Below are 15,818 nucleotides of genomic sequence, written 5' to 3' on the forward strand. Positions count from 1 at the left end.
CTTCGCGAGCCGATCAGTCGGAAATCCCCTCTCCCGCCCGGGAGGGGGATCCCGCGATGGGACCGGATCAGGCGGTCGTCCGGTATAAGCTAGACAGAGCCCAGAAACCCCGCCGCCAGCAGCGCCAGCCCGGCCACCCCCGACAGGACGAGCCGCAACCGCCCGAGCCAGGCCGGCACCAGCCCGCGGCGCGGCAGATCCTGGTCGACGATGCCCCAGGCCAGCACCAGGGCGCCGAGCGCCCGCAGATCCCACGGCGCCGGCGCGAACAGGGCCGCCCAGGCCAGCAGCGAGGGCACGACCGCGACGGCGTAATCCGCGCCCCGCCCCTCCGGCGAGGCAGCCGCCGCGCCCCAGCGCAGGCCGCCGAGGAACGACGCGATCACCGCGCCGTAGGCCGCGAGCAGCGGGCGCGGCGCCAGCCCGAGGAGCGATTGGCCCAGGATCACCAGGGCGGAGAGGCCCAGGAACGGGATCAATCCCGCACCACCGAGGATCAGGGCGGCGGGGGGTGCGGAACGGGGCATCAATCTCTCCGGAAGATCACGCTGGCGAGCCAGCCGGAGATGAGTGCCAGCGCGCCGGCGGCAAGCCCGTAGGCCAGCGACCAATCGCGGGCCAGCGTCGCGATCCCCTGCTCGACTCCGGATTTCACCAGGTCGAAGCGGCCCTCGTGCCGTGCCAGCGGCACGCCGCCGGCGAGCAGCACCACCTCGACGTCGTAGGCGCCGACCGGCGCTGTCGCCGGCAGCGGCGCGGTGGCGCGGAACACCGACGGCGACAGGAAGCGCACTCCCGCCTCGCTCTCGGTGAACAGGCGCTCGCGCCGGCGCAGGCGCAGCAACGCCTCGCGGAAGGGGTCGTCCGGCGCCGGCGCCGCCAGGGTCAGGTCGGGGGCGGCGACGATGGCCTGGAGGCCGAGCCGCAGACGCCGGCGCGTCGCCTCGTCGGCGACGGCGGTCACGGGGCGCGAGGACAGGACCGCCAGGAAGCTCGGCACGTCGGCGAATTTCTGTTGGGCCCGATTGACCCAGACCGGCCCCAGCGCCTCCTTCTCCCGTACCGTCAGCGACTGCCGCGGCCCCCGGATCGTCACCACCACGTCGTATCCGCCGGAGCGCGCCGCCGCCTGCCCGTCGCGCTCGATGGCGCCGAACACCGCGACCGACGCGCCGGTATAGGTCGAGGTGACGGCGAGGCGGGTGAACGACAGGCTGACCACGAGGGATTCGGCCCGAGCCGCCCCGACGGCCATCCATAAGAGAAGAGCGAGGACGGCGCGCATCAGCGCGCCCGCATCCAGGGGGACGGCGCGCATCAGCGCGCCTCCTGGACCACGATCGAGAACGGCTCCTCGGGCCGCAGCACCAGCTCGACCGCGAAGCGCAGGCCCACCGCCAGGACCAGGATGGCGAGGAGAAACCGGAAATACTCCGAGCGCAGGTTGCGTCCCGCCCGCGCCCCGAACTGCGCCCCGAACACCCCGCCGACGATCAGGATCGCGGCCAGCACGATGTCGACCGCTTGGTTCTGCACCGCGTGCAGCACCAGGGCCACGAAGCTGGTGCACAGGATCTGGAACTGCGAGGTACCGACCACCACGCCGGTCGGCACCCGCATCAGGTAGAGGAGCGCCGGCACCAGGATGAAGCCGCCGCCGATGCCCAGCACCGCCCCAGCGAAGCCCACGAACAGGGCGAGGCCGAGGATCGGGATCACGCTGGCATAGAGGCGCGAGCGCGGAAACCGCATCCGCAGCGGCCAGGCCATGTAGGCGGCGTGGTCGCCGCCGAGGCGGGCCGGCCGCGCCTTGCCGCGGCGGCGCGCCCAGAAGCCGCGCACCGATTCGGCGAGCATCAGCCCGCCGACGACCGTGAACAGGGTGACGTAGGCGACCGTGATGACGAGATCGAGCTGGCCGGCCCGCCGCATCGCCGCGAAGAACCAGACGCCGAGGCTGGTTCCGACGAAGCCGCCGAGGACCAGGACGAGGCCGAGCCGCAGGTCGAGGGCGTTGCGCCGGAGCGCCGCCAGCACGCTGGTGGCCGAGGAGGCGACGATCGGGGCGGTCTGGGTCGCCACCGCCACCGCCGGCGGGATGCCCATCACGATCAGGATCGGCGTCATCAGGAAGCCGCCGCCGATGCCGAACAGCCCCGAGATGAAGCCGACCGCGGCGCCGAGCCCGATGAGGAGCAGGACGCTGACGGGCATCTCGGCGATCGGAAGGTAGATCTGCAACGACGGGACGGTCCGGTGCGGCGGCGACCGCGATCTAGACCATGTTTTCGACCCAGGGGATACCGGCCGAGGGATATCGGGCCAAGGGGATACCGGGCCAAGGGGATATCGGGCCAAGGGGATATCGGGCCAAGGGGATATCCGGCCGCGCCGAACGCCGACGGGCGCGGATCCCCCGATCCGCGCCCGTCGACTCCTCTCGATGAAACCGTCCGACTACACCTTGCCGGTCCCGCGGGCGACGCTGAGGGGCGGCGGCGCGCCGATCAGCGACATCGCACCGGGGTTGGACGCGGTTTCGGTCCGGGCCGGCGGCGGGTCGTTCACCGCCGGGTCGGGGGTCTTCGGCTTCCAGGCCTCGGCCGCGGCGCGGGCCGTGGCCAGATCCTTCGGCGCCAGCTTGCCCGCCACCTCGTCGCGCTTGCGGCCGGCATCGTCGTCGCCCTGGGCGGCAGCCGCGGCGAACCAGCCATAGGCTTGGCCGAGGTCCTGGTTGATGCCGAGCCCGCGGGCGAGCAGCACTGCCAGGTTGTACTGACTGTCGCGCACGCCGTACTCGGCGGCTTTCCGGAACCAGTTCGCGGCCGAGGCATAATCGGGCTTGCCGCCGGCGGCGCCGGATTCCGCCAGCATCACCGCGAGGTTGTGCATCGCCCGGACATGGCCCTGGATCGCCGCCCGGCCGTACCACAGCCGCGCCTTGTCCTGGTCGCGGACGAGTCCGAGACCCTTCTCGTACTGGCTGCCGAGGCGGTACTGCGCCGGGGCGTAGCCGGCGCCGGCGAGGCGGTCGAACAGCTTGGCGGCAAGGGCCGCGTCCCGCGGCAGGCCGCGGCCGTCGACGGCGCGGCTGGCGAGTTCGTAGACCGCCGCGCCGTCGCCCTCGAGGGCGGCTTGGCGCAGGGAGGAGGCACCTGACGGGATGCCGGCGAGATCGCTGCTCAGCGACGCCATGTCGGTCACCCGCGGGGCGACGGACTTCGCCGCCAGCGACGGCTTGGCCGCCTCCGGCGCCTGCTCGACGGCGGCATCGGGTTTGGCCGCCTCGGACTTGCCCGCCTCGGACTTGGCTGCTTCGGACTTGGCCGCCTCGGATCTGGCGACCGCCTTGGCCTCCGCCGCCGGCTCCGCGGGAGCGACGACCGGCGGCACGCTCGTCTGGACCGGCATCGCCGAGACGGCCTGGGTCGTGGCGGGATCGGCCGGCGCGGCCGCCTGGGAGATCGTCGGGGCGCTCATCCGGGCGCCGGAGCCGTGCAGGGCTTGCAGCGTCCCGAGGGCGAGGACGATCGCGGCAAGGCCGAGGAGCAGCGGCCGGCGCCGGCGCTCGATCGCCGTCCGCAGGCGCTCGACCAGGCTGCCGCGGGGCTCGGGCCTCCGCTCAGCGGCCGGCGTCGCCGGGCCGGTGCCGGCGGCCTCCGCTGCGGCGGCCTGGGCGGCGCGGCGGGCCGCCGCGATGAAGCTCGCCTTGATGTCGCCGGCGGGCATCTCCGGGGCCGGGGAAAGGGCGGCCTCGCTCGACATCGGGCGCGGGCGGACCGCGCCGGGCTCGAGCATCTCGTCGGCCGGGCTCGTGGCGCCGGGTCGCATCGCGTCCGGTCGGGCTCCGTCCGACCGCGGGGCTTCGGGCCGGCGGGACGGGCGTTCCGCCGCCGCGACGGTGGTCTCGCGCAACGTGTCGCGCAGGTTGCGGGCGGCCCGGGGCGGGGTCGCGGCGAGCGCCGGCGCCTGGGCGGCAGCCTCGCTGCGGGCGTCGAGATGGGTCAGCCGGGCAACCAGCTGCTCAAGGGCGGAATGCACGCCCTCCATGGTGGCCTGGAGCCGCTTGTCGGAGGCGGCCTGCTGCGCCCGCATGTCGGCGAGCGTCGCCTGCAGCCCGTCCAGCCCCTCGGAAGCGACGGCACCCTTGCGCTCGACGCCGATCGAATCGGCGACGCTGCGGGCGGCGCGCTCGGCGGCGGCCTGGATCGGCGCCTCGTCGCGCAGGAGCGCGACCTGGGCCAGGAGGTCGCCCATGGTGCGCTCCAGGCCCGCCAGGGCCGGATCGCTGCCGCGGGTGTCGATGCGGCTCGCCAGCGCCAGGACCTGACGCTCGAGGCCGTCGAGGGTCTCGCCGCCCGCCCCCTGCCCGACCCGGTCGAGCTTGTCGGCGAGGCTGCGCAGCATGCCGTGGATCGAGGCGAGGTCGCTGCCCGGCAGGGCCGGCTGGCGCAGGGCGTCGCCGATCTGCTCCAGCCGCTCCATCACGTCGCCGACGGTGCTCACCGCCGCGACCTGATCGACCTTGGCCGAGAGGGCGTCGATGCGGCCGAGGATGTCGCCGGCCGCGCCCGGCTGGTCGCGCCGCTCGGCCCGCAGGTCGTCGAGCTTGCGGTCGAGGTCGGCGATGCCCTGGGCGAGAGCCGGCGCGTCGGGACCGGGCGCCCGCACGCCCTCGCGGATCTCCTCCAGGAGCGGCCGCAGCTCGTCCATCAGGGCTGGGCTGTCGAACATGCCGTTGCCGAGCCGGGTCACCGTCTCGGTCAGCTCGTCGACCGAGCGGGCGAGGTTCTGCACCCGGGCCGGCTCGGCCAGGACGGCGATCTGCCCGCGGATCTCGTCGAGTTCGCTCGACAGCCTGGCGGCCGCATCGCGGTCGGCGAGCCCGGCGCGGTCGGTGCCGAGCGCGCCGCCGACCTCGCGCGCCAGGCGCTCCACGTCCTGGGCGATCCGGGCATGCACGTTGGCGGCGACGTCCTCGGCGAGGCGCCCGACCTGGACCCGCATCAGGTCGATCGGGCCGGCGACGGCGACGAGGTCGGCCGGATCGCGGGCCCGCTGGACCTCGTCGGAGAGGGTGCGGACCGCCTGCTCCAGGGTCACGAGATCGCCGCTGGTCGCGAGCGTGCCGATCGATTCACGCAAGCGCGAGGTTTCGGCCTGCAGCCCGGCGATCGCCGGGGAGAGCGCGTCGGCGGCGGCCTCGGTCGTCTCCATTACCCGGGCGAGGTCGCGCCGCAGGCCGTCGACCAGGAGGTCCTTCTCCTCCTCCGGATTGCCGTCGTCGAGCTGCTGCTGGCGCTGGCGGATCTCCGCCACCGCGGCAGCGAGGCCGTCGGGCGCCGGGCGGGCGCGACGTCCCGGGCGCGGGGAGGCGTCGGCGGGGCGGGTCTCGGCGAGGCGGGTCTCGATGCCCTGGACCGCCTTGGCGACGACCTCGTCGGTCGCCTCACGGGTCTCGAGGATGCGCCGATCGATCGCATCGAGGCGCCGGCCGATCGCCGCGACGGCATCCATCAGCCGCGCATCCGCGGCGGGCTCGACCGTCGAAGGTCCGGCGGAAGCGGGCGCGACGGGCTCGGAGGGGCGGGCAGGCCGTGGGCGCTGGGCCCGCGGCGGCTCGGGTTGCCAACCGCGATCGGCGCGGCGGCCCTCGGTCAGATCGGGCTTCTGGAATGCGGCGGCCTGGACGATGTCCTGCCGCGACCGGCGCGAGCCGGCGGAGGCGCGGCGGGATTGCTGCCGCACCCCGGCGCGGGCCGACCCCTCGCTGATCGCCTCGGCGAGCCACTCGTCCACCGACAATCCGGCGCGGCGGGCGGCCTCACGGGCAGCATCGCGCAGCTCCGGATCGAAGGCATCGAGTGTAGGAGCGGTCCGTCTCATAGCGGGCTCTGCGCAAGGGGCCTGAGGATCACGCTGATAGGCACCGGTCACCCGGTGGAAACCCCGCGCCATGCTCGATCCTGAAGATCCGGTCAGTGGCGGCAGCCTGAAAAGTTTCTGCAGGCACTTTCAAGGAACACGGTAAACAAGCGGTTAAGCCTTCCCTTCGGTTGCGCGAACGCGGCCCGTCGACCGCGATCGTTGCGCGCGCAACCTGCCTCTGGGCGATTTATGTTCACAACCGTTGAGCGAGAGTGCGCACGCAAACCGGGCGTTTTCCACCGATTCGCGTCAACGCCCTGCGGGTAACGGTTATGTGATTTTCGCTGTAAGGCTTTGACACATTGAACTTTTTACCGTAAGTAACACACGCTCAAGTTGACGTTACCTTTCCCTTAGGTAGGTCATTTGACCTTCTTTGTGTCACAGGACGTCCTTGGGGGGCGTCGCTGGTTCCGGCAGTGATGCGTGTCTCAACGGGGGAACGGCATGGCTTATGATCGGCAGACCGAGAGCAGGGGGGCGTCTGCCCGTCCCGGCGGACCCGCTTCGCGCACCGGCCGGCCTGCCGGTCGGTCGACGGCGCCCGCGACTCTCACCATCGGGGACCTCGCCGAGGAGTTCGGCGTGACGCTGCGCGCCCTGCGCTTCTACGAGGCGAAGGGGCTGCTGCACCCGCAGCGCCGCGGCACGACCCGCCTCTACACCGAGGACGACCGTTCGCGCCTTGCGACCATCCTGCGCGGCAAGGAACTTGGCTTCACGCTGCGGGAGATCGCCGCGATGGTTGACGGCGACGAGATCGCCGAGGCCGGCGCGGGGGCGACCCTGTCCCTGTCCCCGGCCCAGGTCGCCGAGCAGATCACCCATCTGGAGAACCAGAAGGCGGAGATCGAGCGGGCGCTCGCTGCGCTGCGGGGCTACGGCACGACCGTCGCGACCGCCTGACGCCTTGATGACAACCCAGGCGGCGCCCTGCGGGGGCGAGCGCCGCCCGGAACCTGCACGGCGACACTCTCGCTCGACAGATATCACCCGTGAAGCCCGGCCGGGCGCACGGCCCCCCCTTCCGTTCGGAACCGCGATAGTTTACATATGAACTATCTCGCCGCGGGAAGCTCCGCGGACGGACCTCAACGGATCGCGTGAGCGGGGGAAACATGCCGAGCTACAAGGCGCCGGTGGAGGACGTGCTGTTCCTCCTCAACGATGTGTTCGGGATCGCGCGCTACAGCAACCTGCCCGGCTTCGCCGAGGCGACGCCCGACGTGGTCGAGGCGGTGGTGACCGAGGGCGCGAAGCTCTGCGAGGAGGTGCTGGCGCCCCTCAACCGTGTCGGCGACCTCGAGGGCTGTACCCGCCATCCCGACGGCAGCGTGACGACGCCGAAGGGCTTCAAGGCCGGCTACGACGCCTATGCGGGCGGCGGCTGGATGGGCCTGTCGATGCCGGCGGAATATGGCGGCCAGGGCCTGCCCCACACCCTCAACAGCGTGATGCAGGAATTCGTGTCCGGCGCCAACACGGCGCTCGGCATGTATCCGGGCCTGACGCAGGGCGCGATGGCCGCCCTCCTGGTCCACGGCTCCGAGGAGCAGAAGCAGGCCTATCTGCCCAAGATGATCGAGGGCACCTGGACCGGCACGATGAACCTGACCGAGCCGCATTGCGGCACGGATCTCGGCCTGCTCAAGACCAAGGCGGCCCCCAACGGCGACGGCTCCTACGCGCTGACCGGCACCAAGATCTTCATCTCGGCCGGCGAGCACGACCTGTCGGAGAACATCATCCACCTGGTGCTGGCCCGGATCGAGGGAGCGCCGGCCGGCACCAAGGGCATCTCGCTCTTCGTGGTGCCGAAGTTCCTGGTCGGGCCCGACGGGGCGGTGGGCGCCCGCAACGGGGTGTCGTGCGGCGCCATCGAGCACAAGATGGGCATCCACGGCAACGCGACCTGCGTGATGAACTACGACGGCGCCACCGGCTGGCTCGTCGGCGAGGCCAATCGCGGCCTCAACGCGATGTTCGTGATGATGAACGAGGCCCGCCTCGCCGTCGGCATCCAGGGGCTCGGCCAGTCCGAGGTCGCCTACCAGAACGCCGTCGCCTACGCCCGCGACCGGCTCCAGGGCCGGGCGCTCACCGGCGCGGCGGCGCCCGACAAGCCGGCCGACCCGATCATCGTCCATCCGGACGTGCGCCGGACCCTGATGACGATCCGCGCCTTCAACGAGGCGGCCCGGGCGCTGGTGATCTGGACCGCGCTCCAGGCCGACATCGCCCACCGCTCCGAGGACCCGGCCGCCCGCCAGGCGGCGGAGGACCACATGGGCCTGCTCACCCCGGTGGTGAAGGGCGTGCTGACGGACCGGGGCTTCGCCAACGCGGTCGATGCCCAGCAGATGTTCGGCGGCCACGGCTACATCGAGGAATGGGGGATGTCGCAGTTCGTGCGCGACGCCCGCATCGCCCAGATCTACGAGGGCGCCAACGGCATCCAGGCCATGGACCTCGTCGGCCGGAAGCTGCCGCGCGACGGCGGCCGGGCGATGATGCGCTTCCTCGCCGAGGTCGAGGGCTTCTGCAAGGAGAACGCCGAGGACGAGAGCCTCAAGCCGTTCTGCGCCCCCCTGATGAAGAGCCTCGGCCATCTGCAGCAGGCGACGATGTGGCTGATGCAGAACGCCATGGCGAAACCCGACAATGCCGGCGCCGCCGCGACCGACTACATGCACCTGATGGGCCTCGTCGCCATGGGCTACATGTGGGGCCGGATCGCCAAGGCGACCGCCGAGAAGAAGGTCTCCGGCGAGGGTATCGCCGAGCGCCTGGATGCCCGCCTCGCCACCGGCCGGTTCTACGTCGAGCGCGTGCTGCCGGAGACCGGCACGCGGCTGGCCCGGATCTCGGCCGGGTCCGACGCCGTCATGGCGGTGCCGGCGGAGCTGTTCTAGGCTCCGGCCCGTACGCACGGAGCCCGGCGATGGCCAAACCGGAGAATCTGGTCCTCGAACACCTCCGCGCGATCCGCGGAGCGATCGAGCGGCTCGAACGCAAGGTCGAACGGCGGGAAGCCAGGGTCGAGAGCCGGTTCGATCACGTCGAGTCCCGCATCGACGGGCTCGACACCCGCGTGACCGGCCTGACCCACGCGGTCGTGGCCGGGTTCGGGGCCCTCGTCCATCGCCTCGACGACCACGAGCGCCGTATCGCCCGCATCGAAGCGGAGCGCGCCTGATCCGGCGCGCTCCCCATCCCCCGGCGCCCTCCCCTCGGGCCGCCGCACGACAATTCCGGGAAGACGCCCCATGCCCGACGCCTTTATCTACGACCACGTCCGCACGCCCCGCGGCCGCGGCAAGCCCGACGGCTCGCTGCACGAGGTGACGGCGCTCCGCCTCGCCGAAACCGCCTTGCGCGCCCTCAAGGACCGCAATGCCCTCGACACCAAGCTCGTCGACGACGTGATCCTGGGCTGCGTCGATCCGGTCGGCGAGGCCGGCGGCGACATCGCCCGCGCGGCCGCCCTCGTGGCCGATTACGGCAATCACGTGCCGGGCGTGCAGATCAACCGGTTCTGCGCCTCGGGCCTCGATGCGGTGAACTTCGCCGCCGCCCAGGTCATGAGCGGCCAGCACGACATGGCGGTCGGCGGCGGCGTCGAATCGATGAGCCGCATCGGCATCGGCGCCTCCGGCGGCGCCTGGCCGGTCGATCCGGCCATCGCCATCAAGTCGTACTTCATGCCGCAAGGCGTCTCGGCCGACCTGATCGCCACCAAGTACGGCTTCTCGCGCGACGAATGCGACGCTTATGCCGTCGAGTCGCAGAAGCGCGCCGCTCGCTCCTGGGAGGACGGCCGCTTCAAGAAGTCGGTCGTGCCGGTGCGCGACGTCAACGGGCTGACGCTGCTCGACCACGACGAGCACCGCCGCCCGAGCACCGACATGCAGTCGCTGGCGAGCCTCAAGCCATCCTTCGTCCAGATGGGCCAGATGGGCGGGTTCGACGCGGTGGCGGTGGACGCCCATCCCGACGTCGAGGCGGTGGAGCACGTCCACCACGCGGGCAATTCCTCGGGCATCGTCGACGGCGCCGCCGCGGTGCTGATCGGCTCGCAGGAGGCTGGCGCGAAGGCGGGCCTCAAGCCCCGCGCCCGGATTCGGGCCTTCGCCAATATCGGCTCCGACCCGGCCCTGATGCTGACCGGCCCGGTCGACGTGACCCGCAAGGTGCTCGCGCGGGCCGGGATGAGCGTCGGTGACATCGACCTGTTCGAGGTCAACGAGGCCTTCGCGGCGGTAGTGCTCCGCTTCCTCCAGGCCTTCGAGGTCGATCCGGCGAAGGTCAACGTCAATGGCGGCGCCATCGCGCTGGGCCATCCGCTCGGGGCGACGGGAGCGATGATCCTCGGCACCGTGCTCGACGAGCTGGAGCGCACGGGCAAGCAGACGGCCCTCGTCACGCTGTGCATCGGCGCCGGCATGGGCACCGCCACCATCATCGAGCGGGTGTGAGCACGATGCGTCTCGCCTTTCCCCTTCTGGCCCTCGCCCTCGTCCTCGCCGGCCCGGCCCGGGCCGACGACGAGCGGCTCACCCTCGCCCGCGACATCGTCAACAAGACCGTCGCCCGCAACCTCACCGCGGCGTTCAAGCAGGCCGAGGAGAAGACCCTCTCCGGACTCTCGGCCGAGCAATCGGCCAAGCTGCGCCCAGAGCTGGACAAGACCTTCGCCCAGGAGCGCGACACCCTCGTCGACCAGCTCTCGAAGGAATACGCCCAGAAGTTCGACGCGGCGGAGCTGAAGCGGCTGGCCGGGATCTACGACGACCCGGTCTACCAGAAGTTCCAGGCGCTCAACGCCGACCCGACCTCGATGGTCACCACGATCACCAAGGACGCGGTGACCAAGATGATGAACCTGCTCTCGCTGGCGGCCCTGTCGCAGCAAGGCAACGGCCAGACGCCGCAGGGCGTGCCGGCGCCGCTTCCGGCCCCGGCGCCCGCGCCGGCCAAGCCGTAATCGATCTGACGAGGCCCTCACCATGAACCTCACCAATTTCCGCTTCGAGACCGATGCCGACGGCGTGGCGCTCGCCACCTGGGACATGCCCGGCCGCTCGATGAACGTCGTCACCCCGGAGGTGATGGAGGACCTGAACCGGATCATCGACACCGTGGTGGCCGACGCCGCCATCAAGGGCTGCGTGATCACGTCGGGCAAGGACACCTTCTCGGGCGGCGCCGACCTGACCATGCTCCAGGGGCTCGGCGCCGAACACGCGCGTCTGGCCCGCGAGCGCGGCGAGGAGGAGGCGATGACCTTCTTCTTCGAGGAGTCGCGCCGGCTCACCCTGCTCTACCGCAAGCTCGAGACCTGCGGGAAGCCGTTCGCGGCCGCCGTGCACGGTACCTGCCTCGGCGGTGCCTTCGAGCTGGCGCTGGCCTGCCACCACCGGGTGCTGTCGGACGACGACAAGACCCGGGTCGGCCTGCCGGAGATCAAGGTCGGGCTGTTTCCGGGCGCCGGCGGCACCCAGCGCGTCGCCCGCCTGATGCAGACCGGCGACGCCCTGCAGATGCTGTTCAAGGGCGAGCAGATCCGCCCGCTGATGGCCCGCAACATGGGCCTCGTCCACGCGGTCGCGCCGAAGGCGGAGATCGTCGAGAAGGCGAAGGAGTGGATCAAGGCCGGCGGATCGGCCGTCGCGCCCTGGGACCAGCCGAAGTTCAAGGCGCCGTCGGGCAAGGTCTACTCCCCCGCCGGCATGATGACCTGGCCGCCGGCCAACGCCATCTACCGCCGCGAGACCCACGACAACTACCCCGCCGCCAAAGCGATCCTGCAAGCCGTCTACGAGGGCCTGCAGCTGCCGATGGACCTGGCGCTCAAGGTCGAGAGCCGGTACTTCGCCAGGATCCTGCGCTCGCCGGAAGCGGCGGCGATGATCCGTACCCTGTTCCTGTCGATGGGCGAGCTGAACAAGGGCGCCCGCCGGCCGAAGGGCGTCGGCGCGGTGCAACTCAAGAAGGTCGGCGTCGTCGGCGCCGGCTTCATGGGGGCGGGCATCGCCTACGTCTCGGCCAATGCCGGGCTCGAGGTCGTGCTGGTCGACCAGTCGGCAGACGCCGCCGAGAAGGGCAAGGCTTACGCCCACAAGCTCGTCTCCGACCAGATCATGAAGGGCCGCGCCAAGACCGCCGATCGCGACGCGCTGCTGTCTCGCATCACCGCGACCGGCGATTACAGCGCTCTCTCCGGCTGCGACCTCGTGGTCGAGGCGGTGTTCGAGGATCCGAAGGTCAAGGCCGAGGTAATCGCCAAGGTCGAGTCGGTGATCGGGCCGGACGCGATCTTCGCCTCCAACACCTCGACGCTGCCGATCAGCGGGCTCGCCAAGGCGTCGTCGCGCCCCGAGCAGTTCATCGGCATCCACTTCTTCTCGCCGGTCGAGAAGATGATGCTGGTCGAGATCATCATGGGCAAGGCGACGGGCGAGCGGGCGCTGGCCGTCGCCCTCGACTACGTCCGGGCGATCAAGAAGACCCCGATCGTCGTCAACGACGCCCGCGGCTTCTTCGCCAACCGCTGCGTTGGCGCCTACATCCTCGAAGGTCACCTGATGCTGGCCGAAGGCGTGCCCGCCGCGATGATCGAGAATGCCGGGCGCCAGGCCGGCATGCCGGTGGGGCCCCTCTCGCTCAACGACGAGGTCGGCGTCGACCTCGCCCTCAAGATCGTCAAGGCGACGAAGGCCCAGGTCGGCGAGGCCGCCGTCAACCCGATCCAGGAACGCCTGCTCACCGCCCTCGTCGAGGGCGAGGGCCGCCTCGGGCGCAAGAACCGCAAGGGCTTCTACGACTATCCGGAGCAGGGCTCGAAGAAGCTGTGGCCGGGCCTGCGCGACCTCCAGGAGACGAAGCTCGACCCGGATGAGGTGGACTTCTCGGAGCTGAAGCAGCGCCTCCTCGTCACCCAGGCGCTGGAAGCGGCCCGGACCGTCGGCGAGGGCGTGGTCACCGATCCGCGCGAGGCCGATGTCGGCTCGATCCTCGGCTTCGGCTTCGCGCCGTTCACCGGGGGCGCCCTGTCCTACATCGACTTCATGGGGGCGGCCCGGTTCGTGGAACTCTGCCGCGCGCTCGAGGCCAAGCACGGCGCCCGCTTCACCCCGCCGGCGACGCTGGTCGCCATGGCGGAGAAGGGCGCCACCTTCTACGGCGAGGCGGCCAAGAAGGCGGCCTGACGGGAAGGCGGCCTGACGGGAAGGCCGCCCGAGGGGCAGGCGGCGTGAGGGTCCGGTCGACCCGGTTGCCGGATCTCATCCCGCCCGCGACCTCATCCTGAGGGCGCGGGCGGGATGAAACGTGCATGAGACCGGAGCCGGCACGAGATGATCCGGCCCTGCCATCTGCCTGAGATGCGGGGCCGGCATCCTGCCCGGGCGGCACGCTCGCCGCCCGGGACAATCGCGTGACGAAGCAGAATGGTGAAGCGCCGGCCCGCAGGATCGTGCTGGTGGCGAATGTCGCGGCGGGCTCCCTGGTCGATGGCGGCCTGACACCGGAGACGTTGCGCGCCCGCCTGGAGGCGGCGGGCCTCGCCGTCGTGCCGGAGCCGCGGCCCGAGGCGTCGCCGCCCGACCGGCTCGCGGCTGCGGCCGAGCTCCCCGGCATCGACGCCGTGGCGGTGGCGGGCGGCGACGGCACGCTGGCCTGCGCGGCGCAGGCCCTCACGGGGCAGGCCGTCCCCCTCGGCATCCTGCCCCTCGGCACCATGAACCTGCTGGCCAGGGATCTCGGCATCCCTCTCGACCTCGACGCGGCGATCGCCGTGCTGGCCCATGGCAGCCTCCGCCCGATCGATGCCGGCGAGGTCAACGGCCACGTCTTCCTGATCAACTCGGTGCTCGGCCTGCCGGCCCGGCTGGCGCGCCACCGCGAGGCGAAGCGCGGCCGGATGGGGCTCGCGGACCTGCTGCGCATGGCGGCCGGCCTCCTGCGCCATCTCGGGCGCTACCCGCGGGAACGGGCCGTGCTCACCCTCGGGGACGAGACCCGGCGGATCCGCTTCCGGACGCTCGCGGTCGTCTGCGGCGACTATCGGGAAGGGCTGGGCCAGGTTCTGTCGCGGGCGGGCGTCGACGGCGGGCACCTCACGCTCTACCTCGTCGAGACCCTGTCGGCGGCGCGGCTCGTGCGGCTCGGTCTGGGCTTCGCGGTCGGCGAGTGGCGCCGCCTGCCGGACTTGGAGCGGCACGAGGCGCGCGCGCTGACCCTCGATGCCCGCAGGCGCGCCCTGCGGGTGATGAATGACGGAGAGGTCGTGCTGATCGCCCCACCCTTGCGCTACCGCATCCGCCCCGTCGCCCTCCGGGTCCTCGTGCCGGCGGAGGGCGCGCGGTGAGGCGGATCGCCCATATCTCCGACCTGCATTTCGGCCGTACCGACCCGGCGGTGGTGGAGGGCCTGGTGGCGGAGCTGACCCGTGACCACCCGGACCTGATCATCATCTCGGGCGACTTCACCATGCGTGCCCGCACCCGGGAATACCTGGAGGCGAAGGCCTTCCTCGACCGGCTGCCGCATCCGTGGATCGCCGTGCCGGGCAACCACGACATCTCGCCGTTCCGGCTCTGGCAGCGCTTCTTCCATCCGTTCCGGCGCTACAAGCGCTACGTCGCGCCCGAGACCGAGCCGGTGTTCCAGGACGACGAGATCGCGGTGGTCTGCCTCAACACCGTGCGGACCTGGGCGCCGGAGACCGACTGGTCGCAGGGCAAGATCACCCGCGGGCAGATCCGGCGCACGGAAGCCAAGCTCGACGCCCTGCCGCCGGGGCTGTTCCGCATCGTGGTCGGCCACCACCCGTTCATGCCGCCGCCCTGGGACGAAGAGGCGCGCCTGGTCGGCCGGGCCGACGAGGCTTTGGATGCCTTCCAGCGCCACGGCGTCGGCCTGACGCTCGCCGGCCACCTCCACCGCGGCTATGCCCGCTTCGCCGAGCCGACCCCGGACGGACCGAAGGCCGAGATCGACCGGCCCGAGGCGAGGGCGACGGGCCGGCGCCTGCTCGCGGTCCAGGCCGGCTCCGCCACCTCGACCCGCCTGCGCGGCAACGAGCCCAACGCCTACAACCGGATCACCGTGGCGGACGGCGTGGCGACCGTGCAGGTGCGGCTGTGGACGGGGAAGGACTGGTGCGACGCGTCGGAATCGGGCGCGGCCCGGTGTGCGGCGGAGGAGTGAGCGGCTGCTCGTCCGACCCACTCGTCTCGTCCCGAGGCGTTCGCCGATCGACCGACATCGAAGGAGGTCCCAGGGGTCGCACAGACGTCTCGAGCCCTCCTTCGAGGTTCCTCTCGGTCTCACCTCAGGATGAGGCCGCGGGTAGGGTCAAGCGACCGCATCGCCTCCCCGGGCTGATGAGGCGGGCGGGCGACCGGTGCATCACGATTGCTCGGTCACGTCCGGATATGCTCGTGCGGGTGCGGGTCCTCGCCGTGGCGATGCGCGCCGAGCTCGATCCGGGCCGGGATGAGCGACAGGCTGTCGTGGCGGATGCCGCGCTGGGTCGCGACCTCGTCGACGAAGGCCAGGATGTCGCGGACCCGGCCGCGGACGAGGAGCGTGTGCAGGCTGGCCTCGTGGTCGAGGGGGATTTGGATCTGCGCGACGACGAGGTCGTGGCGCCGCTGCTGCACCTCGGCGAGGCGCTGGCCGAGGTCACGGACGCCGGCCTCGGCGACGAAGGTGAAGGTCGCGATGCCGGACAGGTCGGGGTCGAGCCGGCGGCGGGTCTCGGCGAGCCCGCGGCGCAGGAGGTCGCGCATCGCCTCCGAGCGGCCGGCATAGCCGCGCTGCTCCACGGTCCGGTCGACCTCCGCCACGAGGTCCGGATCGAGGGTGACGGTGATCCGCTGCATCGC

Annotated in this window: 13 protein-coding genes; 8 read left to right on the forward strand and 5 right to left on the reverse strand. The window is 71.8% G+C overall.

Annotated features, from left to right (window positions below; translation table 11 throughout):
- Positions 1 to 89: 89 nt before the first annotated feature.
- The 4 genes from G4G93_RS16390 to G4G93_RS16405 all read right to left on the reverse strand — a co-directional run bounded on the left by G4G93_RS16390 (position 90) and on the right by G4G93_RS16405 (position 5,886).
- A complete protein-coding gene (locus tag G4G93_RS16390; protein WP_165085574.1) occupies positions 90 to 527 on the reverse strand; it encodes a DUF3429 domain-containing protein in 438 nt (145 codons plus the stop codon).
- Positions 527 to 1,318 carry a TIGR02186 family protein gene (locus G4G93_RS16395; protein ID WP_246736810.1) on the reverse strand — a complete coding sequence of 264 codons (792 nt, stop codon included), beginning with the start codon at positions 1,316 to 1,318 and terminating at the stop codon, positions 527 to 529. Before G4G93_RS16395 ends, G4G93_RS16390 begins: the two co-directional genes overlap by 1 nt.
- Entirely contained in the window at positions 1,318 to 2,241 is a 924-nt protein-coding gene (locus tag G4G93_RS16400; protein ID WP_165085575.1) for a sulfite exporter TauE/SafE family protein, read from the reverse strand. The genes G4G93_RS16395 and G4G93_RS16400 overlap by 1 nt, the downstream gene beginning before the upstream one ends.
- A 216-nt stretch (positions 2,242 to 2,457) precedes the next feature.
- Positions 2,458 to 5,886 (reverse strand): SEL1-like repeat protein, encoded by a 3,429-nt coding sequence (locus G4G93_RS16405; protein ID WP_165085577.1) that lies wholly within the window; start codon positions 5,884 to 5,886, stop codon positions 2,458 to 2,460.
- Between the two features lie 489 nt (positions 5,887 to 6,375).
- Here G4G93_RS16405 and G4G93_RS16410 point away from each other — a divergent pair, with 489 nt between their 5' ends.
- The 8 genes from G4G93_RS16410 (at position 6,376) to G4G93_RS16445 (ending at position 15,138) form a co-directional block, all read left to right on the forward strand.
- Positions 6,376 to 6,834, forward strand: a complete 459-nt coding sequence (locus G4G93_RS16410; protein WP_165085579.1) for a MerR family transcriptional regulator — start codon at positions 6,376 to 6,378, stop codon at positions 6,832 to 6,834.
- A 212-nt stretch (positions 6,835 to 7,046) separates the two neighbouring features.
- The gene (locus G4G93_RS16415) at positions 7,047 to 8,840 is read left to right on the forward strand and encodes an acyl-CoA dehydrogenase C-terminal domain-containing protein (RefSeq protein ID WP_165085581.1); all 1,794 of its coding nucleotides are present in this window, start codon (positions 7,047 to 7,049) and stop codon (positions 8,838 to 8,840) included.
- 29 nt (positions 8,841 to 8,869) lie between these two features.
- Positions 8,870 to 9,124 carry a hypothetical protein gene (locus tag G4G93_RS16420; RefSeq protein ID WP_165085582.1) on the forward strand — a complete coding sequence of 85 codons (255 nt, stop codon included), beginning with the start codon at positions 8,870 to 8,872 and terminating at the stop codon, positions 9,122 to 9,124.
- A 70-nt stretch (positions 9,125 to 9,194) separates the two neighbouring features.
- Positions 9,195 to 10,403: an acetyl-CoA C-acetyltransferase gene (locus G4G93_RS16425; RefSeq protein WP_165085584.1), complete on the forward strand. Its 1,209-nt coding sequence runs from the start codon at positions 9,195 to 9,197 to the stop codon at positions 10,401 to 10,403.
- Between the two features lie 5 nt (positions 10,404 to 10,408).
- Positions 10,409 to 10,912 (forward strand): hypothetical protein, encoded by a 504-nt coding sequence (locus tag G4G93_RS16430; protein ID WP_246736832.1) that lies wholly within the window; start codon positions 10,409 to 10,411, stop codon positions 10,910 to 10,912.
- Between the two features lie 22 nt (positions 10,913 to 10,934).
- Positions 10,935 to 13,136, forward strand: coding sequence for a 3-hydroxyacyl-CoA dehydrogenase NAD-binding domain-containing protein (locus tag G4G93_RS16435; RefSeq protein WP_165085586.1), 2,202 nt, complete (start codon positions 10,935 to 10,937; stop codon positions 13,134 to 13,136).
- 227 nt (positions 13,137 to 13,363) lie between these two features.
- Complete coding sequence (locus tag G4G93_RS16440; protein WP_165085587.1) at positions 13,364 to 14,296, forward strand: diacylglycerol kinase family protein; 933 nt, start codon at positions 13,364 to 13,366, stop codon at positions 14,294 to 14,296.
- Positions 14,293 to 15,138, forward strand: coding sequence for a metallophosphoesterase family protein (locus tag G4G93_RS16445; protein ID WP_165085589.1), 846 nt, complete (start codon positions 14,293 to 14,295; stop codon positions 15,136 to 15,138). The genes G4G93_RS16440 and G4G93_RS16445 overlap by 4 nt, the downstream gene beginning before the upstream one ends.
- Before the next feature lie 215 nt (positions 15,139 to 15,353).
- On the opposite strand, the gene nikR is transcribed toward G4G93_RS16445, so the two are convergent.
- A complete protein-coding gene (nikR, locus tag G4G93_RS16450) occupies positions 15,354 to 15,815 on the reverse strand; it encodes a nickel-responsive transcriptional regulator NikR (RefSeq protein ID WP_165085591.1) in 462 nt (153 codons plus the stop codon).
- Positions 15,816 to 15,818: the final 3 nt, after the last annotated feature.

Origin of the sequence: Methylobacterium sp. DB0501 (assembly GCF_011043735.1) — a bacterium.
Classification (GTDB): domain Bacteria; phylum Pseudomonadota; class Alphaproteobacteria; order Rhizobiales; family Beijerinckiaceae; genus Methylobacterium; species Methylobacterium alsaeris.